The sequence below is a fragment of the Nocardia sp. CWNU-33 genome, assembly GCF_046764895.1.
In the GTDB taxonomy this organism is placed as follows: domain Bacteria; phylum Actinomycetota; class Actinomycetes; order Mycobacteriales; family Mycobacteriaceae; genus Nocardia.
Window position 1 is genome coordinate 57,705 of the sequence record NZ_JBKOQN010000007.1, and the last position, 21,834, is coordinate 79,538.

Genomic DNA, 21,834 nt, shown 5'->3' on the forward strand with positions numbered 1-21,834 from the left:
GTGGTCCGGCTAGGCCGGCGGGTGCTGGGCGTTCGGATCCTGCTGGGGAGCCTCCGGCGTTCCCGCCGCGGGGTGAGTCGGGTGAGGGGACGTCGTCTGGGCGGCCGGAGGGTGAGTCGGGTGGTCCGGCTAGGCCGGCGGGTGCTGGGCGTTCGGATCCTGCTGGGGAGCCTCCGGCGTTCCCGCCGCGGGGTGAGTCGGGTGAGGGGACGTCGTCTGGGCGGCCGGAGGGTGAGTCGGGTGGTCCGGCGTTCCCGAAAGCGCCTGATCCAGCTGTAGCGACGCCTCGGGCCGAGAATGGGCCGGAGGTGCCTGCTGGCGAGGGGTCGTCGTCGGCGCGCCCCTCGGCGGGATCTGAGCGGGGTGAAAGCGGGCCTTCGCCGTGGGGTGAAAGGGGGCCTTCGCCGTGGGGTGAAAGGGGGCCTTCGCCGTGGGGTGAAAGGGGGCCTTCGCCGTGGGGTGAAAGGCAGCCTTCGCCGTGGGGTGAAGCGGAGCCTTCGCCGTGGGGTGAAGCGGAGCCTTCGCCGTGGGGGTCTGATACCGCGCAGGGGCGTTCGGGTCCGGATGCGGAGCCCCCGGCGTTCCCGCCGCGGGGTGAGTCGGGTGATGGGACACCGCCGCCTGCGCATCCGCTGGGTGAGCCGAGTGGTACGCCACCGAATATCGATCCTGCATCGACTTCGCGACCGGTTGGGCCGGGTGGTGATGGCGCGGTGCCGATTGTTCGCGGTGAGGGGACTACGCCGCCTGTTCGCCCGCCGGGCCAGCCAGCTCCCGCGGGTCCCTCTGCTCGCCCGCCGGGCCAGCCAGCTCCCGCGGGTCCCTCTGCTCGCCCGATGGGTGAGCCTGTTCGCCAGCCGGGTGAGGTGCCGCCGCCCAGCAGCGGCTCCCGTCCGAATTTGGAGGCCCCGCCGCGGATGACGGACTGGCCGGAAGGTTGGACGAAGGAAGAAGCACAGCCGGGTGAGTCGGCGGGTTCGGGGCGTCCGCATCCTGATTGGGACGACGGGTGGTCGGACATTTCTCATCCGGATGATCCGCCGCCACGCACGCGCACGCCGTGGACTGCAAACGAACGAGGCACTGAGCCAGGGCAGGCGGGTCAGCCACCTGCTCATGAGGCGAGCACGCCTGCGCAGGAGGGGGCTCTTACGCCCGCTGCTGCGGAGGGGTCTGCGCCGCCGGTTGGTCTCCGACCGGATCCGCAACTCGTCGAACGTGCGCTTCAGCATTGGCCGGAGATATTCGACGAGCCTCGGGGCATCTATGAACTCGCTATCGCGCTGCCGCGGGACACTACGTGGAGCGAGTTGGCGGCGCTCAGCAACCATTCCTTACGACCGGTGGTCGTCGAACGTGCGCTTCAGCATTGGCCGGAGATATTCGACGAGCCTCGGAACGTCATTGAGCTCGGCCGGATGAGGGACGAGTTTTCGCAGTCGGAAATGGTAGCGCTTAAGGACTTTTCCTTACCGCCGGTGGTCGTCGAACGTGCGCTTCAGCATTGGCCCGAGATGTTCGACGCGTATCGGAGCACTTTCGAACTCTGGGAGAGACTGCCATCGACAACAACGACGAAGGAATTGGATGCACTCAGCAGTCTTTCCTACATGATGAGTGAACGGAGGAACCGGCCTATGGAGAGATGGTAATCAGAACGAAATCACTGCGGCCCGAACCGTGGTGATCAGTTTCTTGCGAAAGCACGGTGCCGAGGGCCAGGACATGTTCGATGAGGAGATTTACTGATGGACGAGTGGGAGCGGGAAGGATTTCGTTCGGCGAACAAGGAGCTTCGTTATCAAATCGCGGACATCATGGACGCGTATGAGCGACAGCGGGTCGAGCTCGCCGAAGTCCAGCAGCAGATGACCGCAGTGCGATGCACTGCCACCTCCTCCGACGGACTGATTGCGGTGACCGTCGATATCGTGGGCGTCGTCACCGACGTGCAACTGGAGCCGCAAGCGTTGCACACCACCTCGGAGAAGTTGGGCAAGTCCATCGCTGAAACGGCGAAGCAAGCGGCGCGTCTCGCACAGCAGCGAGCCGCCGAGATGGCCACCCCGGTCACCGACATCGTCGGAGCGATGCCCGACCTTCCGGACATGCTGCCCGGCGCTCCCAGCTTGCGCGAGTCGACCACGTCCATCGAGGAAGCGACCGCATCCACCCCTATCGCAGCCGCAGACGATGACTACTACGACGACGATGACTACGACCTCGATTGGCGAAACCCCCACAATTCGAGCCGGTTCGGTTGACCCGAGCCCGCGCGCAAATATGGTCGCGGGAATATGCTCGTGGTAGCCGGCTGGTAGTTGTATCGAGGTCGCTGTGGCGCATAACGATCGGTTCTCCACGCAACGCGACCTGATCTCAGGGTTCGCGTCGGATCTCGATGCTGCCGGGTTCGCCGAGGCTGTCGAGATCGGTCGTGGCGGGTTCGGGGTGGTGTATCGCTGTTTTCAGGCGGAGCTGGATCGGGAGGTGGCGATCAAGGTGCTCACCGCCGATCTGGAATCGGAGAATCTGGAACGGTTCGTCCGTGAACAGCTGGCCATGGGCAAACTTTCGGGCCATCCGAACATTGTGAGCGTGTTCGAGGTGGGGTCGACGGCGGCCGGGCGGCCCTACATCGTGATGCCGTATCACCCGCACGGTTCGTTGGATGCTCGAATCCAGGACCATGGGCCACTCGGATGGCAGGACGTGCTGCACGTCGGAGTGAAGATCGCGGGGGCGCTGGAGACCGCGCACCGGCGCGGAATGCTGCATCGCGATGTCAAACCCGGGAACATCCTGTTGAACGAGTACGGCGAGCCGCAGCTCGCCGATTTCGGAATTACCCGCTTGGTCGGCGGTTTCGAGACGACTGCAGGGACTGTCACCGGTTCGCCCGCCTTCACCGCACCGGAGGTGCTGCAGGGCCGCACCCCGGATGCGACGGCCGATATCTACAGTCTCGCCTCCACGCTGTTCTGTGCGGGCACCGGTCATGCCGTGTTCGAGCGGCGCAGCGGCGAACAGCTGGTCGCCCAGTTTCTCCGCATCACCAAGCAGCCGATACCGGACCTGAGCGATGCGGGTCTGCCCGCCGACGTGACGCGCGCGATCGAACGCGCCATGTCCCGTGACATCGGCGAACGGCCTTCTACCGCAGCGGAATTCGGTGAGAGGCTTCGCGAGATCCAAGCCAGGTACGGGCTTGCGCCGGACGAGATGCCGATTCCGTTGGCCGCCGCGGAACCGGTCGGACATCGCCGGGCCGCCACGCCGACCGGAACGGGTCGTCGTCGCACTTCGGGGCGGTCTTCCGCGCGGGCGACCCCACCCGTGCCGGCGACGCGATTGCGGCCGCCGGTGCCGACGCGCCCGCTGGTCGAGCGAGCGCGACTGATAGAGCTGCTGCGGGCCGGGCGTGGCCGTCGGCTGGCGGTCATCCACGGCCCCACCGGTTTCGGCAAGACCACACTCGCGGCGCAATGGTGCGAGGACTTGACCGCCGACGGGGTCGCGGTGGCGTGGCTGACCGTCGATGACGACGACAACAACGTCGTCTGGTTCCTGTCGCACCTCATCGAGGCAATCCGCGCCGTGCGTCCCGCACTCGCACAGGAGCTCGGCGAACTGCTGGAGGAGCACGGCGACGAGGCCGAGCGTTACGTGCTGACCTCGCTGATCAACGATATCGACCGGCGCGGTGAGCAGTTGACCGTCGTGATCGATGACTGGCACCGGGTACTCGATCCGACCACCACGGGGGCGTTGCGCTTTCTGATCGAAAGTTGCAGTCCGGCCTTGCGCACCGTAGTGACCAGCCGCAATCAAACCCGGCTGCCCATGAGCTCGATGCGGGCGCGCGACGAGCTGGTCGAGATAGGCACCGCGGCCCTGCGTTTCGATGTCGAAGAGGCCTATGCCTTCCTGGTCGATCTCGGTGGGCTCGAGCTGGACCGCGGCGATGTCGAGGACCTCACCGAATCGACCGAGGGCTGGGTCGCAGCGCTGCAGCTCGCCGCGCTGTCATTGCGCGGCAGTGACGATCCCGGCGCACTGATCGCTCACCTGACCGGACGACACCATGCCATCAGCGAATTCCTTGCCGAGAACGTCCTGGACACCCTCGAACCAGGGACGCTCGATTTCATGGTGGCGACCTCGATCACCGAACGCATCTGTGGCGAGCTGGCCGCGGCGCTCACCGGCGTCGCCGACGGGCAGGCGTTGCTGGAGCGGATCGAGCAGCAGGACCTGTTCCTGCGCAGGCTCGACGACGAGCAGTGGTTCCGATACCACCACCTGTTCCAGGAATTCTTGCGGCATCGGCTGGAACGCGATCGGCCGGAACGGATCACGCAGCTGCACCGCGCGGCGTCGCAATGGTTCGCCGAGCACCGGCAGGTGAGCGAAGCGGTCGACCACGCGCTGCTGGCCGGTGATGAGCTGCGTGCTGTGGAGATCGTCGAAACGGACGGGATGTCACTGCTCGAGTACGGGCAGTTCGCCAGCCTCATCGGGCTGGTCGGCAAACTACCCGCGATAACCATCGAGACTCATCCTCGACTGCAGCTGGATCTGGCATGGGCGAACATCCTGTTGCACCGCGCCGCAGCCGCGGAACGGGCACTGCGGCTTGCGGAGTCGAGGTTGGACAGCGCGGGCCTCGACGAGACCGTGACCGCGAATCTGCGCGCCGAAGCGGGTGTTGTGCACGCGGTGGTGACGGTGCGCGCGGATGTGCTGGCCGGTGTTGACGACATGCTGCGGCCGTGCCTGGCCCGTGCCGACGAGATGTCACCGTACGTCGTGGCCATCGCCGCGAACGTCGCGTCCTTCGCGGCAGGCTATCGCTTCGACTTCGATGAGGCGGTGCGTATTCAGGAGTGGTCCGCACCGTACATGCGGCAGAACAAGGGCTACTACAACACTGTGAACGGGTTGTGTTTTCTCGGACTCGCCGCCAGCCTGCGGCTCGACATCGCCCATGCGGAACAGTATTTCCGGCGGGCGATGAAGGTGGCCAAACAGTCCGGCGGCAGCCACTCCTACGGCGCGCGCCTGGCCGGATCGCTGCTGGGCGAGCTGCTCTACGAGCGCGGCGAGATCGTGGAGGCGGAACGGCTGCTCGACGAAGGCTACAAGTTGGGGCCGGAGGCGGGTGTCGTCGATTTCAAGCTGGCCCGCTACGTGGTCGGCGCCCGCATCAAGGCGCTGCTCGGCGACCGGGCCGCCGCGATCCGCAGGTTGAACGAGGGCGCCCGTGTCGCACGGTCGATGTCGTTGCCGCGGTTGCGCGCCGAGGTCGAGAACGAGCGGTTGCGGCTCGGGTTGCCGCCGAACCCCGACACCGGTCCGCTGCCGGTGGTCGACTACGCCGACCGTCGTACCCCCGCCGACCCGATCGACGAATTCACCGTGCTGTACGAGGAATTCACCGCGATCCGGCTACTGCTGACCAAAGATTCGCCGGAGCGGACCGAGCTCGCCTGCGCGTGGGCGCAGGAATGGGTAGACCGGCTCGAAGCGGTCGATCGTCCCCGAGAACTGTTGAAGGCGCGCCGATTACTTGTCGCCTGCCTGGCCGGGGCCGGCCGGACCGATGCGGCGAAGGCGTTGCTGGCCACCGTCACCGCCCAATGCGCCGAGCTCGGCTCGGTCCGCTACCTGCTCGACGGGGGACCCTATGTGCTGTCGATGCTGGCGGCGCTGCGGGAGGACCAGACCGCGGGCCGCTGGCAGCCCGGCTGGCCGGACGTGCCCGAGCCGTTCTTGCTCAGGTTGGTCAATGCCGATGCGGCACAAACGATCTGATGCCACGACTTCCGAGATTATTGCGGGTCGGGTCGCGCTGTGCGCTGTGCCGTCAACTCTTTCTCGCGATGTAATAGCTGTTGAAGATATCGGCGTCGATATGTTCGATGTCCACCGAACCGAACCCCGCTCCCCGCAGCATCCGGGTGGCGACTTGCTCACCCCACATCGTCCCGAGCCCGTCTCCGCCGAGCGCCAGCGACACGGTCATGCAGTGCATTGTCGAGATGGCGTACATACCCGGTCCGAGCGGGTGTTCCATATTCTCCTCGAGGTTGCTGGAGGCTCGAATGTCCACCATCAGGAAGGTGCCGTCGTCTTTCAGCGCGGTAGCGATGCCGCGCAGCACCTCGGTCGGGTGGGCCTGATCATGGATCGTGTCGAACGCGGTGATCAGGTCGAATCTGTTGGAGGCGGCTAGATTTGTGACGTCGCGAACCTCGAAACTCGCGTTGGTGAGCCCCAAGGCCTGAGCCTCCGTGCGGCCGGCCGAAACACCCTCCTCGGAAAAGTCGTAGCCGACGAACCGGCTGGCGGGAAAGTGCCGGGCGAGCAGGTTGACGGCGTGTCCGCTGCCGCAGCCCACGTCGGCCACGTCGATGCCCTCGCGGAGCCGCTCGGGAAGTCCGGGGGCCAGGGCCATGGTGACGTCGATCAGCGCGACGTCGTGAATCGCCGCGCTTTCCTCCGCCATGACCTGCTGAAATCGGCCGTACTTCGAATAAGGGACGCCGCCGCCGTGCCGGAAACAGTCGACGATTTCGGGCTCGACGCTCGCGGCCAGCGGAATGTACTGCGTGAAGGCCGCGATATTGTCCGGACCCGCCGCTCTGGTCAGTGCGGCGGCGTGTGCGGGTGGTAATGCGAACGTGCGATCGCCAGGGTGGTAGTCGACGATCTTGCCGACGGTGAGACCGGCCAACCATTCGCGCACATATCGCTCGTTCAAATTCGCGGCTCGGGCAATGTCGGCACTCGTCGCGGGCGGTAGTCCGCTCATCGTGTCGAAGAGGCCGGTCTGGTGGCCGATGCTGATCAAGAGGGTCAGAAAGCCGTCATTGAGGATCTCCAGCATCCGCCCACCGAACGCCTCTGTGCGCGCGGCGAATTCCGGATCGGCATCTGGCGTGGGACTGGCCGGGGTGCGGATATGTGTGCTGTCCGACATGGCTACTCACCGCTTGGCGTGGTCGGCGACGCCCAGCCAGTCGACCACTCGACGTAGTTGAATATGACGCGCATCACAGGCTACCTGTGGCGTGTGTCAGCTGCAAGATAGCTGAGGGGTCGGCCGAAGGCGGCGGGTCGTGGCAGATGCCCACACGCGAACCGGATCAGTGCAGTTCCCAACTGTCGGCAGGACCGCGTCGTCGTCCCATCTGGCGCCGTCGAAAGAACACCTCTTCTACCGATACCGAGGGAATCTCGTTCGTCATTGCAGCCAGTCGGGTGTCGAGGTGTAGTTCGTGGATGCGCAATTCCAGGCCTGCGCGACGTTCCGGTGGCAACGTCGCCCAGACCGCGCCGATCTTGGCGTGCACCTCGGCATCGGCGGCCGCGAGTACCGGCAGCAGCATCGGCCACAGATTGGCTTCGGTGGCGATAGAGGGCAGCGCTGCCACGGCCTGGTCGGACATGTCCGCGAGCATTCGCGCGGTCCGTCGCTGGGCGTCGGCGTCGACGCGCCCGACCAGTTGGAACAGCCCGCCCCAGATGGCGGGTTCGCTGCGGCCGTCGAGCTCTTTGATGATCGCGGCGAGCGCCGCCTCGTTGCCGACGACAGGATTCGCGGCAATCCGGTCCAGCGCGGTCGGGCTCGAGTGGCTGATGAACGTGAGCAGCTCCGGTATCGCACCCACGTGGATGGCGGTGACGATGAGGTTGCTGATCGATTCGGTGGATCCGATGGTGACCATGATGTCGCCGATCGCGGTGATCACGTCGTCGTCGCAGCGCGCGAAGGCCGAAAGCGCCGCGAGTTGGAGACTCGACGACCCAACGAGGACGGTGTGCACGATCCGCGGAATCCGCTGCCACTGACCAATGAGCAGCCTGCGCAGAATGGCGCTGATGCTCTCCGCCGAGAACGCGTACGCGGCGGAGAAGATCAGGCCCTCGTCGTCGTGCGCGCCCTGTTCGATGGCATCGATCAATGCTGGTGTCGCATAGGCAAGAAAGGGTCCGGCCGTGATGTAATCCCTGCGCCGCAGTACCTCGTTGAGTACATTCACGATCGGTTCGGGCGGTGCGACATCGGCGATCTGGCCGACGGTACGCGGATCCATGTACGGTGCGCAGTCCGCCGCGTAGGACGTGCCGAGCAAGGAGACCGTTTCGGCGGCTTTCTTCGGATACACGACGCCGATAGCGCCCGCGGCCCTGCCTGTCATCATCGGCGGCACGATCCGCTGCACCAGCGGCATCGAGATGCCGAGCGGAATGATCGGTACCAACTTGCTGATTCGGTGAAATGTCTCGGCGTGCTGATCGAAGACGATGCCTGCCATGCGTTGCTGCAATTCGTGCAGATGCTCGGCGCCGAGGCGTTCCAAGTGTGCCAGTCGCTCCGCTGGGACGTGCAGTGTGCGCGCCAGCAGCATGATCTGGGCGCGAATTACCAGGTCGCTCATCAGTGGCGGCGGTCTCCGAACATGATCCGGCGCGCTGGTCCGCGCAGTGGCCGGGGCAGCGAGCCCACGACTTTATCGATGGACTGCGACAGTGCGTCTGCCTCGTGTTGCCTGGCCGCGCGGAACAACATGAGCAGGTCGGCGGCCTCCTGATCGGAGAGTAGGTCGAGCGTCGCCAACGGCCCGCGTAGTTCGTGTTCGAGGTCGGTTCTGACGTTCATGCTGCTCCTCGTTGTGCATAGCCTCCGGCAGCCCGGATTACCCGCGGAGACCGTTGTTGAATCATAGGCGTGGCCGCGGAGTCCATCGCGAGGTTTTCACATCGAGGCATCGGAATGGTTTCCGCGGGACGAGCTCTCGATCGATGCCTGTCCTTCAGGATAGCGAACCGACCGATCGCCTTGGCGCTTGTTCAGCCAAAAGTGAGTGTGGCGGAACATCATTGGGCGTACGACTCTGTGCGCGCGACCGGGTTGCTGTCATGCGGTGATAGTCAAATCATCGCTGCCCCAATAGGTTTGGCGAATCGTCTCTATTTTACGGTAAATGATTTTGGAGTCCGGTGATGCCCAGAACAGTTCTTGTACCAGGTCAGAACGCGAATTTCGGAGCGGGCGTGCTCGCAGGAAACTTAGTGGTCACCACACCGACAGCGGGGACCTTTGCCGTCACGCTGGGGGGTGCGGCTCCGGTCGCGCACGCGCCCGGTGTCGCAGGCGGCGTGACGATCGCCGTCAACGGTTCGGCCGTCACGGTGGCCAACACCACGCCGGGTGTGGGCTCGCCTGCCGGGGACATTGTTCTGAACTACTGATCGGCTGGTGCGCTACCGGCCAGGTGGTGCGGCTGCGGAGCGGGCCGCGCGGTGCGGCGCGGGTGACCGGTCTTCGAGCAGATCGGTCACCTCGTCGACAGGCATGGGTCGATGGAACAGCCAGCCTTGGGCGGTGTCGCAGCCCAGGTCGTGAAGTCGGCTGGCTTGATAGCTGGTCTCGACACATTCGGCGGTGACGGTGAATCCGAGGGCGTGACTGAGTTCGATGATCGATTCCAGCACGAGCACGTCGGAGGGGCTGGCCGCGTCGGGGGTTCGGATGCGGTGGACGAAGGGGCCCGCCAGTTTGATCACATCGAGCGGAAGTTGGCTGAGGTAGACCAAATTGGAGTAGCCGGTGCCGAAATCATCGATCGCGATGTGGACACCCAGCGCGGCCAGCGTCCGCAGGGCTTGCAGTGGGCGTCCGCTGGTCTGCATGAAGGCCCGTTCGGTCAGCTCGAGTTGCAGGCTCTCGGGTGGGATGCCGGTGTCGGACAAGACATGTTGCACACGGTCCAGCCACGTGGGGTCGGAGACCTCGGCGGCCGAGACATTGACGCTGACGGTCGGCGTGCTGCCGGGGTAGCGGTCGTGCCAGTCGCGGCTGTCGCGGCAGGCCCGTTCGAGGACCAGCGCGCCCAGCGCGCCGATATGGCCGTTGTCTTCGGCGAGGTCGACGAACTGAGCCGGGGTGAGCACCCCTAGCACGGGATGTCGCCAGCGCACCAGGGCTTCCACCGCCACCATCTGCGCGTCGGCTAGGTCGACGATCGGCTGATAATCGAGGAAGAGTTCGTCGCGGGTCAGCGCCGCGGGCATGGCAGCCGAGAGTTCGGTGCGGGTGTGCTCGCGCCTGCCCCGGTCGGCGTCGAAGATCACGTAGCGTCCGCGGCCTGCGGCCTTGGCCCAGTACATCGTCGTGTCGGCGGCCTGCAGGAGTTCGTCGGCGCTGGTGTGCTCGGTGCGGGCTGCCATCACGCCGATGCTCGCGGTGACCGTCAGGTGGTGGCCGTGGATGTCGAACGGTTGAGTGAAGGCGTCGAGCACAGTCTCGGCGACTTCGCTCGCACCCACGGATTGTGGGACCAGGATGACGAATTCGTCGCCGCCCATGCGAGCGACGAGCTGGCCCGGCCCGGTGGCGCAAGCGCTCAGGCGGGCGGCGGCCTGCACGAGCAGCGCGTCGCCGATCGCGTGTCCGAAGGTGTCGTTGACGATCTTGAAATGGTCGAGGTCGATGTAGCAGAGACCGAAGCTGCGGGCGGGGTCGGCGAACGCGGCGGTGAGGGCGTCGATGAAACGGGACCGGTTCGGCAGGCCGGTCAGTTGATCGTGGTGGGCCCGATAGTTCAGATGTTCTCGCAGTGCACGCCATTCGGAGATGTCCTCCACCAGCACCAGCGTGTACTGCGGGTCACCGTGCTCGTCCCGGATGAGTGAGACGTTGAGGTTGGTCCACACCGTGTGGCCGTCGCGATGGAGGTACGCCTTCTCCAGTTGCACGTTGTCGTGGTCGCCCCGCAGCAGCGCCAAGTAGAGGTCCCACATGCCGTGATCGTCGCTGGGGTGCACCAGATCGGTGCCCGAGAGCTCGCACATTTCCTCGGGCAGATAGCCGAGCATAGTGGCGAACGCGGTGTTGACCTCGATGATCCGGCCGCTCAGATCCGAAAGCCCGGTGCCGATCCCGGCCTGAGTGAACACCGCGCGAAACCGGGCTTCGCTGGCTCGCAGTTGTTGCTCGACGCTGCGTCTCGCGACGATCTCGGCGGCTCTGACGCTTTCCTGCTCGGCGAGCAACCAGGCGCGGAAGGCCCTGACGTAGCCATTGGCGAAGGCTGCGAGCATGTCGGCGAGACGATCGGGCGGTATGAGGGCCGCCGCGCCGAAATGCGCGCCGAGCACGGCAATACTGCGACCCAGCACCTCATCCCCGACGAAATGCGATCGGGCGAGCTCGGCCCCGAGCTCGGCGACCCTGGCGGCCGGTTCCGGCACCCCGGCGATCGCCTCGAATTCACCTGCCAGCCTGGCTAGCAGCGCGCATGTTTCCTCGGCACTCATCGGCACCACATGGTCTCGGACCCCACCTGTGAGTGCAGCCGTCCAGCGGCCGGCCAGGGCGTGCGGGTCGTCCGAATCCGGCCCGGGCCCGGCATCCCAACCCATGGGTCATGATCCTAACCGCGTTGGCCGCCGCGCGTGAACTACAGCAGGCTGAGCGCTGCTGGGATACTATGGCGGCGCCTCCGCCCTCTGGGTGCGGGCGTGGCCGAAATATGCGCGGCACGAAAGGATTTCATAATCCATGACCAGACCGAGTTGGGCTCCCGATGACATTGATCTGGATCGCCCGAGCGCGTCGCGGGTGTACGACTATTTCGTCGGCGGCATGCACAACTTCGAGATCGACCGGCAGCTCGCACAGCAGATCGAGGCGTTCACGCCCGACGTCGCCGAGACCATGCGCGCGAACCGAGACCTCTTGCGCCGCTGCGTGCGCTTCCTCATCGATGCCGGGATCAGCCAGTTCCTCGACATCGGGTCCGGAATTCCCACGGTCGGCAATGTGCACGAAGTCGCCCAGGGGCGTGACCCGTCGGCCCGCGTGGTCTACGTCGATATCGATCCCGTCGCGGTCGCGCACAGCCGCGCGATCCTCGGCGATGACCCGAACACCGCAATCATCCAGGCCGACATCAGCGACCCCGACGCCATCCTGTCAGACCCCCAGGTAGCCAAGCTGATCGACTTCGACCAGCCGGTGGCGGTCCTGCTGCTCGGTGTGCTGCATTTCGTCTCGGATGCGGCCGACCCGCTCGGCTGCGTGGCCGGTCTGCGCGACGCGGTCGCCCCCGGCAGCTTCCTCGCCATCACCCACGCCACCTCTGATGGCCAACCCACCGAGGTCCTCGAGGCGCAGAAACTCTCCGGCCGCACCTCGACCGAAATCGTGCTCCGCTCGAAGGCCGAGATCACCGAGTACTTCGACGGCTGGTCGCTGGTCGAACCCGGACTCGTCCACTTGCCGCTGTGGCGGCCCGACAACCCCGACGACATCGGTGCGCATCCCGAACAGTCCGGTGCCTATGGGGGCGTGGCACGTAAGCACTGAACTCCAGCCTTGGGTTCGGGCCCAATCCTCGGATGCGATTGATCCGCTCGGGCACGGCGCTACCCGTCGGCGTTAGGAGTGGACTGTGATCAACTGCGCGCCGGGCACCGGTTGGCCCGCAGACTGCGCGTCCCGCATCTACCCGGCATAACTTGCTCACCGGTCATCGAAGCTGAAGCCGAAGGCGTTCCGCCACTGAGCAGTTACAGGTGGTGACGGTCGGCGACGAACTCCGGTTGTCGCGGTGTAGGGGACGCTGAGCCTGAGGTTGTCGTGGCGGTGCCGGGTTGTATTTCAGGCCCGTACACGCCGCACGTCTCGTGTTGCCGCTGGGCGTGTATCTCGCCCGGCGGCCGTCCGTAGTTGGGTGTGTGTCAGGCCGTGAGGATGATGGGCGCTTCGGGTGGCCCTGAGACCAGCAGGGCGGCCAGGAGAGAGCGCAGATTGCCGGGCACCAGTCGGTCGCCGGTCGCGTTCAACTCGTCCTGTGTCCACCAGCGGTGGCCGGTGATCGAGGTGCGCTCGTCCTCGGTGAAACCAGCGGTGTCGATGTCGAAACTGCCGACCCGGGCGAGGAAATAGTGCTCCTGGCAGTCGTAGGTCGTGCCGCCCCAGGATCCGATCGCGCGACGCCGCCAGACCTCGGGCCCCAGCGCAAGTTCGGTGAGCCCGGTCTCTTCGTGCGCCTCACGGGCCGCTGTCTGCGCCAGCGTCTCACCCTCCTCGCGCCCACCGCCGGCCGGAAACCAGAATGTGTGGCCGTCGGAGTCGTCGATGCTGGAGAACATCAGCAGGCGGTCCGCTTCGTCCAGCAACAGAAGCCGGACGGAGGTGCGAAGGACAGGTTCGTCCTGCCCACGAGTCATTGTCAATACCTGTGGTTCGAGAGTGTTTCCAGCCAGGGATGGCCGGGGTGCACTCGCGATAGCCACCCGGACAGTCGGGATCGCCGTGGTCGGTCCATCGCGGGGAGCGTGTGTAGGAAGTCTGTCTCGTCTTTGGCTTGCCGGGCTTTCGCCTTGAACAGGAGTACGACCTCGGGGATCACGTAGGGGATGCCGTCGGCGGTGCGGAGAATCAGCTCGTCGCAGGGCAGGGTGATCGAGGTGTCGCGGCGGCACACCCATCGATCGCCGCGGTGTGGCTCGCGGAACACGTCGAGGCGATATGGCCCGGTCGCCGGTTCGCGCAGCCATGTCTGATGCTGGTTGTCCGCTTCCTCGGGAAACGGCCAGCCGTGCCCGTCGCCGCCGACGTCCCATTCGTAGCCGGGGAACGCGTCCACGATCTCGGCGAATCGTGCACGTGGCACTCCGATTTCGAGATCGGAGTGCTCACGTCCGAGGCCGCCGACAAACAGATCCAGCGCCCACCCGGCTGCGACATACCAGCATGGCGGGGTGCTAGACAGCCGTTCGGCGGCTTCGGCGGGAGTCCATGCTTGCCAGAGCTGGTCGCATTCCTCGACGGACAGCGGGCGTCCGGCCATCTCAGGTGGCCTCCTTCACATCGGACGAACGGCCGACGAATCATCGGTGAACCGGGCAGCCTGACGTCCTCCAGCGACGGAGCACCATGTCTCCGCCAAACGACTCAGAACCAGTACGCCCTCATCGTCTCCAGGAATTCGGTCGTGATCGGGTACCTCGAGCGATCACCGATGACGCTGTCGATGCCGCACCGGGGGCACAGCGCAGTCTGCCCTTGCCCTGCATCCTCGTCGGTCCATTCCCGAATCTCTGTGGGCGGGAAGATCGCGCAACAGTGGAAACAACCGCAGACGGTGCTCTCGTCGAGCTCGACGCGATGCAGACTGGAATGACTGTGAGCTCCTCGAACATCAGTGGGCGCTGCCGTATCTCGGTGATGCGGATCGTGCCAGTCCATTGTCCGATCATGGCACACAACAATCCATCGAGCGCGTAGACAAAGCTGCCGACATCATGCACATGTCGCAGGATCCAGTGATACGGATAGGAACTCTCTCGAGCCTCGGGTTCGCCTGCTCATGGCGCTAGGTAGAGCTGTTCGCAGGGGAGGCGGGGTAGGCCGCTGCCGTCACCGGGGACCACGGAAACGTTGTCTATGTAGTGGCGGATCCGCTGGTCTTCGATCAGTCGATACGCAGCCACAGGATGTGCGGCGTAGTGCAGGATCACTCCTTGTAGGTCTATCCGCAGATGCACATCCGGTTCAGCGGGCCACGACACGGTCATCGCATCCGGTTTCGAAAGTACTCGAAGTTGTTGCGCGTCACGATGATTGCGGCAACGCGGGTGGAACACTCCAGTGGATCGCAGTACCGGTGGACGCTCAGCGCCTTCTCGGCAGCGGCACGGCTCGACACCGGCCAATGGGGGTTGTCGTGGCGCAGTTTGTCTTTCAGCGCAGACGGCCGGGCTCTGCTGTCGAACTCGGGATGGTCCCCGCTGTCGTGGGGGAGAACAAGGAACAGGGTTGCACTCATCGCATCTCCCGTGCCGCGCATTCGGCCAGCATGGTGAGAACGGTTGCCATGGTCGGCCGGAACAGATCCCTGATCGGCGTTGCCCAACCACGGACACCGTCTCCAGGCGACGGCAGGATGATCGGCCTGCCCGGTTCGACCAGCACCGAATCGGTGCGCCGCAACAGGTCTCGCATTGCAGGGTCGTGTTCATCGATGGGATACGCGCCCGTCAAAATCGTCAGCCGCTGCACCGGATGCCAGATCGTCGGCCCACTCATCCGCCACGCGGCCAGCTCTTCCTGGACTCGGTAACCCCAATATTCAGCGAGCATCAGCGCGCGAAGTGTGCCGCCGATGGTCACAGCGAGTCTGCCTCGTTCATCGACGTGGCAGGGGAGTGCGCACGCAGTGCGGTAGTAGTGGCATCGGCCGAGGACTTCCTCGGCAATTGTGGGCGCGGGCACCCTGACTCCTGGTCAGCTTGGGTAGCAAAGTAGGTGCGTCCGGGGGACGTGAGGAGGAGTAATCCGAAGGTCCGGGCGCGTGATCAGCACACACCTACCGGCGGTGTTCCGATGGGTCATTTTGGGATCCCAAACGAACTAGGCGAAAAGCCCAGCGGTGATCCCGATGCGGATGCCAGAATCTTCCCAACATGGGACGCGCGGACATCTCAGGACGGAACGTCAATGCCGGACAACGCAAGCAGCACACTCCCACGACGCCAACTCGGCCGCTATCTCAAGGAAGGCCGCGATGCGATGGGGATGACCTTGGAAGACGCTGCCCAGCTCATGCAGTGGGGAAAGAGCACACTACAGCGTCTAGAGCGTGGACAATCGGACCGCGTACGAGACGTTGATGTCCGCGAATTGTGCCGCATTTACGGTTTGGACGACGACCGCACTGCCGCTCTCGTGGGACTCGCGCGGCAGGCCGCCGTGAAGTCGTGGTGGCATGAGTTCGGTGATGTCATCCCGGCGAATTTCAGCATCTACGTTGGCCTGGAAGCGTCCGCGCATAGATTGACCACGTACCAGCCCGACCTCGTACCCGGTCTACTCCAAACTGCGGACTACACAGAGGTGCTCGCGCGGGCCGCGAATCCAGACGACACGGATTCGGAGCTGGACAGCCGTGTTCGGCTCAAACTTCAGCGCCAAGCGCTCATCACACGGGGCACCAAGCCGGTTCGGTTGGAAGTGATCCTTCACGAGAGTGTCTTGCGTCGAGTAATCGGTAGTCCGAAGATCATGGCGAAGCAACTTCGACACCTCGCAGACGCGGGCACTCGCCCGAACGTATGCGTGCGAGTTCTGCCCTTCGCTGCCGGTATGCCGACGGGCGACCAGATCGGCCCGTTCGTAGTCCTCGACTTCGGTGTCGACAGCCAGGGCAAATCAGTTGAGCCGACGATCGTGTACGCCGAGAATTACACCGGAGACATGTATTCGGAGAAGGTAGGTACCGTTCAGCGGTACGTACAGGCGTACGACATCTTCCAACGCACATCGTTGGATGAGAGCAGTACCAGGATCCTGCTAAGGGATGCAGCAAGGGAGCATGAGCGTGAACGCTGACCTGTCCGGAGCCCGCTGGTTCAAGAGCAGCCGCAGCGGCGGCAGTAAGGAATGCGTGGAGATCGCGCACCTCAACGGTGGCATGGTGGGTGTTCGTGACTCCAAGAATCCGACCGGTCCGGCGCTGGTGTTCACTCCTGGGGAGTGGGCCGCTTTCATGGCTGGGGTGCATGACGGGGAGTTCGACCACCCTTAGTCACATCGGAAGCCCGTATCTTTGGACATTCGAACGAGATACGGGCTTTTCGCCGTCAGGGTGGCTGGTGGCAGATGGATGCATGAGGCGCTGAGCTCGAGGGTTACTCGAATCTGACTTCCCAGCGTTTGATCCCATTGAGCCAGCCCGAGCGCAGGAGCTCGGGCTCGGAGACCTGGGTGATGTCGGGCATGGCGTCGGCGATGGCGTTGAACATCAGGTCGATCTCGAGGCGCGCCAGGTTCGCGCCGAGGCAGTAGTGGGTTCCCGCGCCGCCGAAACCGACGTGTGGGTTGGGGTCGCGCAGTATGTCGAAGGTGAAGGGGTCGTCGAAGGCTGTTTCGTCGAAATTGGCTGAGCTGTAGAACATTCCGACTCGCTGGCCCTTTTTGATCGCTTGGCCGCCGAGTTCGACGTCGCGGGTCGCGGTGCGCTGGAAGGCGGCGACGGGGGTGGCCCAGCGCACGATCTCGTCGGGTGCGGTGCGCGGGCGGCGTTCGCGGTAGAGCTGCCATTGGTCGGGGTGGTCGACGAAGCCTTTCATGCCGTGGGTGATGGAATTGCGGGTGGTTTCGTTGCCTGCCACCGAGAGCAGGATGACGAAGAAGGCGAATTCTTCCGAGTTGAGATGCTCGCCGTCGATGTCGGCGTGCACCAGTGTGGTGACGATGTCCTCGGCCGGGCATTTGCGCCGCTCCTCGGCCAAATTCCAGGCGTAGCCGGTCAATTCGAGCTGTGCGGTGGCCGCGTCGCCCGCGAATTCCGGATCATCGGCTCCGATCATCTGATTCGACCAGTGGAACAGTTTCTTGCGGTCCTGCTGGGGGACTCCGAGTAGTTCGGCGATGGCTTGCAGTGGCAGCTCGGAGGCGACCAGTTCGACGAAATCTCCGCTTCCGATGTGTTTGGCATCGGCGACGATGGCGGCTGCCCGCTCGGTGAGTGCGCGCCGCAGGCTCTCCACCGCACGCGGCGTGAATCCCTTCGAGACGATGCGGCGGCTCTTGGTGTGTGCGGGCGGGTCCATGTTGAGCATGATCACCCGCTGCACCTCGATCTGTTCGCGGGTGATCTGCGGCTGATACCGGATGATCGCGGTGTTCTCGGTGGAGGAGAAGATTTCCGGGTGTCGCGAAATTTCCTTGATGTCTTCGAGCTTGGTGACCACCCAGTAGCCGCCGTCATCGAACCCGCTCACACCGTGGGGCTGCGCGTTCCACCAGACGGGCGCGGTGCGCCGCAGTTCCGCGAACTCCTCGACCGGTCGGCCTTTTGCCCACAGGTCAGGGTCGGTGAAATCGAACCCGGCGGGTATCGACGGTGTGGCCATGGCCACCTCCCACACTGGAACACGTTCTAGACATCAATTCAAGCACGGGAGGGTGCCTCGGCGGGGCCGTTCGGGATGGCCCGATCGGGCGACACGTCCCTCGGTCCGGACGGTGAACTATGAGCCGGCCGATCACGCGGTCGGCCGGTCTCGGGGCGGGTTGACCACACCGACTCCCCGGAGCACCAGTCGTTTCCGTGGCCTTGGTAGGGCAGTAGATCGATTCAGATGCTGGCCGTGCCGTCATGGTGATTGTGGCCATGACGGGCACGAACTTGCGGCTCGGCCGATCACCGCGGCGGCCGAAAAGCAGTGTTGCACCATGCTGGAAGGACCCCGGGACGGACGTCTACCGCTTTGCTGGCACGCCCCAACGCGTATCGAGGAAGTCGAGATAGTGCTGCCAGTCGTAGGCGGTGACGTCGTGTTTTCCGGAGCGGATGTGGTAAGCCGTGTTCGTGTCGACTCCGATCGGTTGATCTACTGCCGACATAGGTGTATCAGGTGCCAGGGCGCTGGTGCCCAGTAGCGCGTAGACGCTTGCGGCGCTGCGCAGGGAGAGGAATTCACCTTTAGGATCGGCCCATCGGTCATCCTGGGCGCTCGCGGCGTACAGCGGGCGTGGCGCCACCAGTGACAGCAGCAGATTTCCGTCTGCTGGGATCTGCTGGTCGCGGCCGACCCAAGTGGCGTAGGCCGGGCACATCCAGTGGGGGAATTGTTGGGCGAGGTGTTTGACGGTTTCGCCGAGCTCGCGCCGCTGGACTGACTGCCCGCCTTTTCCGGATTCGGTAGACAGTAGTGCGCTGATCTCTGGGGTGGTCGCCGCTGCCCAGTCAGCGGCCTTGCCCAAGCGACTGTGACCGGTGACCGCGACGTGGGTCGCCTCGACGCCGGGGTTGGTCCGCAGATAGGAGACCGCCTTGCGGTAACCCCATGCCCACGCAGCGATCGCGCCCCACTCATTCGCTGCCGGGGCGGTGCCGGGGGTATCGAACAGGGCACGGACACTGTTGGCACGTTGATCTTTCGCGTCGGGCTCGAGGTCTTGGTAGTAGGCCGTCGCCAGCCCGTAACCTCGCGACAGCACCGACTTGACCTGCCACTGCGCGCTCTGCGATCCGCGAGTATCGGCTCCTGGGGTTTCGGGATGCGGTGCCTGATCGTCTTCGGTGACCCAGATGTTGGTCGGTGCGATGCCCGGATCGTCGACGATCGATTGGTTGCCGCCGCCGTTCAGACCGAAGACCACCGGCACCGGTCCGTTGGCACGGGCGGGCAGGTACAGCAGCACGCGTATGCGCCAGGCGGCGTGGCTGCCCGGCTTCGGTGTCGGCCCGAAGATCAGGTCCACTTGCTCGCGGTAGGCGAGCCCGTCCAGCGCCGGGGTTCGCCCTTCGACAGACTCGACGCGCATTGGAGCCTGTTCTGCGGCGACCGGGGTACGTCCATAGATGTTGTCCTCGAAGAGCTTCACGATCTCCGGCCGACGTTGGGTTCACCATTGCTGCGGCGTCGTCACGGGTGCGCCGTCGGCCATCCGCTGCGGATCGAGCAGCTCGTACCGCGGGAGCTTCGCCTCGTCGTAGTTGTAGCCGGGCATGTTGTTGTAGTCGACACTCTTCGGCTTGGGTTCTGGGCTCGCGCACGCGGCCACACCCATACACAGCACGACAGAAAGCCAACGCACGTTTCGCCGGAAACCGCTCGCTCCCAAGGTCATTGATGCACCCTATACCGCCATTTGATGGCCCGTTATATAACGGACCATTGCCACGGCTGGCGCAACCTGGCCACGGAATCCGTGTGGTGTCAGGGGTGCTGTCCGGTACTCCAAGGAAGTCGTGTCTGCGCAGGTGAGGACAGGTAGGGCACTACCCGTGTTATTGCGGGTGCGCGGTCCTACCGTCGGTGGGGTAGCGGGTGACATCCCGGCGGCAGTGCGCGATGGGCAGCGCGATCGTCGCAGGGACGCACGCGCGTTCCATTGCACGAGAAGGCGATCAAGGACTTGATCGCCTGATCCACCCATACATACACGCTGTAGCCGGCGCGCGCTGAGATAAGGAGACGCGCATGGCACTCACTCCGATCCCCGACCTCGGAGACCTGCTTCTCGTTGCGCTGCAGGATGCGCAACAAGCAACCCCGGAACACGCGATCGACCTCATCGAGGCGATGCCCGAGTTCCATCCCAGCGCAGAAGACCTTCAACCGGACCCGGCGCGGGCGAATCTCCTGCGATGGCAGTCGCGCGTCTACTCGGCCCGGCGGTATCTCGGTGACGAGGGCTTCGTGCTGTCGAACCGCCATCAATGGCGTATCACCGAATCCGGGAAGAATGCCGCCCAAGAGGCGCGGCGCCGCTTGACGAACCCTGACCTGCCCTCCGTGACGCAGAGTCCGGACCAGCGCAACCCCATCCAGCCCAGCGTGATCACCAGGCCACTGCTCGATCCGGATGTGCGAGCGCGCGTGCTCGATCAGCCGAGCGACGACAGCGAACCGCTGTCGGTTGTCATCGAATTGAATGTCGGCTACCTGGGTGGCGTGAAGGCGGCGACCGCCGCGTTGACGCGGCTGCTCGACCAGCTCAACCATGGGGAACGCAGGCCTGCGGCGGTCGAGCTGTTCGACGAGTATGTGCGGGCCAAGATGACGATGGAGCAGGTCAAGCGGCTGGTCGAGATCGACCATGAGCAGCGACAGAATAACCACGGGCAGAACGTGATTCATCGCATCTGGCCCAACTTCCCGGTCAAACCGCTGATCGATGTGTCGGGACGCACGGTCAAGGCCGACGCGGCGCGGCGCTCGTTCGACGCGTGTGGGCGCGGAATTCGCTGGGCGGTAGTGGATTCCGGGATCGATCGGACGCATCCGCATTTCGATGCCGGGAAAACCGTGCTCGCCGACGACGTCTTCCCATTGCATCGTGACTTCACCCAGTCGGTGAATCCGGGCCCGGAGACCGCCGACGCGGCACTGCAGGACGGGTTGGGCCACGGCACCCACGTCGCAGGCATAATCGCGGGCTACCTCCCGGATTCCTTCCCCGGCGAGAACCTGCGGGTGGTCACCGAGCAGTACACCGAACTCGATGCGCGGCCGCTGCGCGGTGTCCGACAGGTCGAACCCGGGGTGGTTTCCGGTATGGCGCCGCAGGCGCACCTGGTGAGCCTGAAGGTGCTGCGCTCGGAGGGCGCCTCCGACATGATCTCGGTGATGGCCGCGCTGCGGTATGTCCGGGAAGTCAACGGCGACAACGACAGGATTACGAAGATCCACGGCGTCAACATCAGCTTGGGCTACGAGTTCGATGCCGAATGGTTCGCCTGCGGGCAGAGCCCGCTGTGCAAAGAGGTCGACCGCCTGGTGCGGTCGGGGGTGGTCGTCGTGGTCGCGGCGGGCAACACCGGATACGGCCGGTTCAGTGCGCGGGAGCGGCAGACCAACGTCGGTCTCACCATGACCATCAACGATCCCGGCAATGCCAAGCGTGCTATTACCGTCGGGTCGACGCACCGCGAATCGCCGCACACCTATGGTGTTTCGTACTTCTCGTCCAAGGGGCCGACCGGCGACGGCAGACTCAAACCGGACCTGGTCGCGCCCGGCGAGCGGATCACCTCCTGCGCCACCGGGAAAGCGGCGGCCAAATGGGGCATCACCGACATCCCGCCCGGCGTTGCCTGCTACGGCGCGGACACCGGCACCAGCTTCGCCGCGCCGCATGTCTCCGGAGCGATCGCCGCATTCCTCTCGGTGCGACCTGAGTTCATCACCCAGGCCGAGGAGATCAAGGAGATCTTCGTGAAATCGGCGGTCCCACTCGGCCGGGAGCGCTATTTCGAGGGCGCCGGTCTCGTCGACCTGATGCGCGCACTCCAATCCGTCTAGAAC

Annotated in this window: 19 protein-coding genes; 7 read left to right on the plus strand and 12 right to left on the minus strand. The window is 64.9% G+C overall.

Translation table 11 applies throughout. From position 1 onward, the window contains the following. Nucleotides 1-1,748: 1,748 nt before the first annotated feature. Nucleotides 1,749-2,264: a YbaB/EbfC family nucleoid-associated protein gene (locus tag ACLMAL_RS11485; protein ID WP_411999044.1), complete on the plus strand. Its 516-nt coding sequence runs from the start codon at nt 1,749-1,751 to the stop codon at nt 2,262-2,264. A gap of 73 nt (nt 2,265-2,337) precedes the next feature. Then, on the plus strand, nt 2,338-5,814 hold the full coding sequence (locus ACLMAL_RS11490) for a protein kinase domain-containing protein (RefSeq protein WP_411999045.1): 3,477 nt from the start codon (nt 2,338-2,340) through the stop codon (nt 5,812-5,814). A 52-nt stretch (nt 5,815-5,866) separates the two neighbouring features. Here ACLMAL_RS11490 and ACLMAL_RS11495 read toward each other — a convergent pair whose 3' ends face one another. From ACLMAL_RS11495 to ACLMAL_RS11505, 3 genes are all read right to left on the minus strand, one after another. Next, nucleotides 5,867-6,982, minus strand: coding sequence for a class I SAM-dependent methyltransferase (locus ACLMAL_RS11495; protein ID WP_411999046.1), 1,116 nt, complete (start codon nt 6,980-6,982; stop codon nt 5,867-5,869). Between the two features lie 166 nt (nt 6,983-7,148). Then, nucleotides 7,149-8,444 (minus strand): hypothetical protein, encoded by a 1,296-nt coding sequence (locus ACLMAL_RS11500; RefSeq protein WP_328399499.1) that lies wholly within the window; start codon nt 8,442-8,444, stop codon nt 7,149-7,151. Then, nucleotides 8,444-8,665 carry a hypothetical protein gene (locus ACLMAL_RS11505; protein WP_328399501.1) on the minus strand — a complete coding sequence of 74 codons (222 nt, stop codon included), beginning with the start codon at nt 8,663-8,665 and terminating at the stop codon, nt 8,444-8,446. The genes ACLMAL_RS11500 and ACLMAL_RS11505 overlap by 1 nt, the downstream gene beginning before the upstream one ends. Before the next feature lie 413 nt (nt 8,666-9,078). Between ACLMAL_RS11505 and ACLMAL_RS11510 the strand changes: the two genes are divergently transcribed. Continuing rightward, nucleotides 9,079-9,258, plus strand: a complete 180-nt coding sequence (locus tag ACLMAL_RS11510) for a hypothetical protein (protein ID WP_411999047.1) — start codon at nt 9,079-9,081, stop codon at nt 9,256-9,258. Nucleotides 9,259-9,270: 12 nt separating this feature from the next. Here the strand turns inward: ACLMAL_RS11510 and ACLMAL_RS11515 are convergent, their stop codons facing one another. Further along, a complete protein-coding gene (locus ACLMAL_RS11515; RefSeq protein ID WP_411999048.1) occupies nt 9,271-11,430 on the minus strand; it encodes a putative bifunctional diguanylate cyclase/phosphodiesterase in 2,160 nt (719 codons plus the stop codon). 139 nt (nt 11,431-11,569) lie between these two features. Here ACLMAL_RS11515 and ACLMAL_RS11520 point away from each other — a divergent pair, with 139 nt between their 5' ends. Continuing rightward, nucleotides 11,570-12,376 (plus strand): SAM-dependent methyltransferase, encoded by an 807-nt coding sequence (locus ACLMAL_RS11520; RefSeq protein WP_328399507.1) that lies wholly within the window; start codon nt 11,570-11,572, stop codon nt 12,374-12,376. 374 nt (nt 12,377-12,750) lie between these two features. On the opposite strand, the gene ACLMAL_RS11525 is transcribed toward ACLMAL_RS11520, so the two are convergent. From ACLMAL_RS11525 to ACLMAL_RS11545, 5 genes are all read right to left on the minus strand, one after another. After that, a complete protein-coding gene (locus ACLMAL_RS11525; RefSeq protein ID WP_411999049.1) occupies nt 12,751-13,242 on the minus strand; it encodes an NUDIX hydrolase in 492 nt (163 codons plus the stop codon). A 2-nt stretch (nt 13,243-13,244) separates the two neighbouring features. After that, nucleotides 13,245-13,865, minus strand: a complete 621-nt coding sequence (locus ACLMAL_RS11530) for a hypothetical protein (protein WP_411999050.1) — start codon at nt 13,863-13,865, stop codon at nt 13,245-13,247. Between the two features lie 517 nt (nt 13,866-14,382). Then, nucleotides 14,383-14,592, minus strand: a complete 210-nt coding sequence (locus ACLMAL_RS11535) for a hypothetical protein (protein WP_411999051.1) — start codon at nt 14,590-14,592, stop codon at nt 14,383-14,385. Further along, a complete protein-coding gene (locus ACLMAL_RS11540) occupies nt 14,589-14,843 on the minus strand; it encodes a hypothetical protein (RefSeq protein ID WP_411999052.1) in 255 nt (84 codons plus the stop codon). The genes ACLMAL_RS11535 and ACLMAL_RS11540 overlap by 4 nt, the downstream gene beginning before the upstream one ends. Then, a complete protein-coding gene (locus tag ACLMAL_RS11545) occupies nt 14,840-15,289 on the minus strand; it encodes a hypothetical protein (protein WP_406229333.1) in 450 nt (149 codons plus the stop codon). Before ACLMAL_RS11545 ends, ACLMAL_RS11540 begins: the two co-directional genes overlap by 4 nt. 111 nt (nt 15,290-15,400) lie before the next feature. Here ACLMAL_RS11545 and ACLMAL_RS11550 point away from each other — a divergent pair, with 111 nt between their 5' ends. After that, on the plus strand, nt 15,401-16,405 hold the full coding sequence (locus tag ACLMAL_RS11550; RefSeq protein ID WP_411999053.1) for a helix-turn-helix domain-containing protein: 1,005 nt from the start codon (nt 15,401-15,403) through the stop codon (nt 16,403-16,405). Next, nucleotides 16,395-16,601: a DUF397 domain-containing protein gene (locus ACLMAL_RS11555; RefSeq protein ID WP_411999054.1), complete on the plus strand. Its 207-nt coding sequence runs from the start codon at nt 16,395-16,397 to the stop codon at nt 16,599-16,601. The genes ACLMAL_RS11550 and ACLMAL_RS11555 overlap by 11 nt, the downstream gene beginning before the upstream one ends. Before the next feature lie 103 nt (nt 16,602-16,704). On the opposite strand, the gene ACLMAL_RS11560 is transcribed toward ACLMAL_RS11555, so the two are convergent. From ACLMAL_RS11560 to ACLMAL_RS11570, 3 genes are all read right to left on the minus strand, one after another. Continuing rightward, on the minus strand, nt 16,705-17,931 hold the full coding sequence (locus tag ACLMAL_RS11560) for a cytochrome P450 (protein ID WP_411999055.1): 1,227 nt from the start codon (nt 17,929-17,931) through the stop codon (nt 16,705-16,707). A 349-nt stretch (nt 17,932-18,280) separates the two neighbouring features. Beyond that, complete coding sequence (locus ACLMAL_RS11565) at nt 18,281-19,408, minus strand: hypothetical protein (RefSeq protein ID WP_411999056.1); 1,128 nt, start codon at nt 19,406-19,408, stop codon at nt 18,281-18,283. Between the two features lie 21 nt (nt 19,409-19,429). Next, nucleotides 19,430-19,654, minus strand: coding sequence for a hypothetical protein (locus ACLMAL_RS11570; protein WP_411999057.1), 225 nt, complete (start codon nt 19,652-19,654; stop codon nt 19,430-19,432). A gap of 353 nt (nt 19,655-20,007) precedes the next feature. Here ACLMAL_RS11570 and ACLMAL_RS11575 point away from each other — a divergent pair, with 353 nt between their 5' ends. Then, complete coding sequence (locus ACLMAL_RS11575) at nt 20,008-21,831, plus strand: S8 family serine peptidase (RefSeq protein ID WP_411999058.1); 1,824 nt, start codon at nt 20,008-20,010, stop codon at nt 21,829-21,831. Nucleotides 21,832-21,834: the final 3 nt, after the last annotated feature.

Excerpts from the sequence above, each read along its gene's own strand:
- ACLMAL_RS11495 (WP_411999046.1), bottom strand. The coding sequence starts at position 6,982 with ATGTCGGACAGCACACATATCCGCACCCCGGCCAGTCCCACGCCAGAT.
- ACLMAL_RS11505 (WP_328399501.1), bottom strand. The coding sequence starts at position 8,665 with ATGAACGTCAGAACCGACCTCGAACACGAACTACGCGGGCCGTTGGCG.
- ACLMAL_RS11500 (WP_328399499.1), bottom strand. The coding sequence starts at position 8,444 with ATGAGCGACCTGGTAATTCGCGCCCAGATCATGCTGCTGGCGCGCACA.
- ACLMAL_RS11525 (WP_411999049.1), bottom strand. The coding sequence starts at position 13,242 with ATGACTCGTGGGCAGGACGAACCTGTCCTTCGCACCTCCGTCCGGCTT.
- ACLMAL_RS11540 (WP_411999052.1), bottom strand. The coding sequence starts at position 14,843 with ATGAGTGCAACCCTGTTCCTTGTTCTCCCCCACGACAGCGGGGACCAT.
- ACLMAL_RS11535 (WP_411999051.1), bottom strand. The coding sequence starts at position 14,592 with ATGACCGTGTCGTGGCCCGCTGAACCGGATGTGCATCTGCGGATAGAC.
- ACLMAL_RS11530 (WP_411999050.1), bottom strand. The coding sequence starts at position 13,865 with ATGGCCGGACGCCCGCTGTCCGTCGAGGAATGCGACCAGCTCTGGCAA.
- ACLMAL_RS11515 (WP_411999048.1), bottom strand. The coding sequence starts at position 11,430 with ATGGGTTGGGATGCCGGGCCCGGGCCGGATTCGGACGACCCGCACGCC.
- ACLMAL_RS11560 (WP_411999055.1), bottom strand. The coding sequence starts at position 17,931 with ATGGCCACACCGTCGATACCCGCCGGGTTCGATTTCACCGACCCTGAC.
- ACLMAL_RS11485 (WP_411999044.1), top strand. The coding sequence starts at position 1,749 with ATGGACGAGTGGGAGCGGGAAGGATTTCGTTCGGCGAACAAGGAGCTT.
- ACLMAL_RS11575 (WP_411999058.1), top strand. The coding sequence starts at position 20,008 with ATGGCACTCACTCCGATCCCCGACCTCGGAGACCTGCTTCTCGTTGCG.
- ACLMAL_RS11520 (WP_328399507.1), top strand. The coding sequence starts at position 11,570 with ATGACCAGACCGAGTTGGGCTCCCGATGACATTGATCTGGATCGCCCG.
- ACLMAL_RS11550 (WP_411999053.1), top strand. The coding sequence starts at position 15,401 with ATGGGTCATTTTGGGATCCCAAACGAACTAGGCGAAAAGCCCAGCGGT.
- ACLMAL_RS11570 (WP_411999057.1), bottom strand. The coding sequence starts at position 19,654 with ATGACCTTGGGAGCGAGCGGTTTCCGGCGAAACGTGCGTTGGCTTTCT.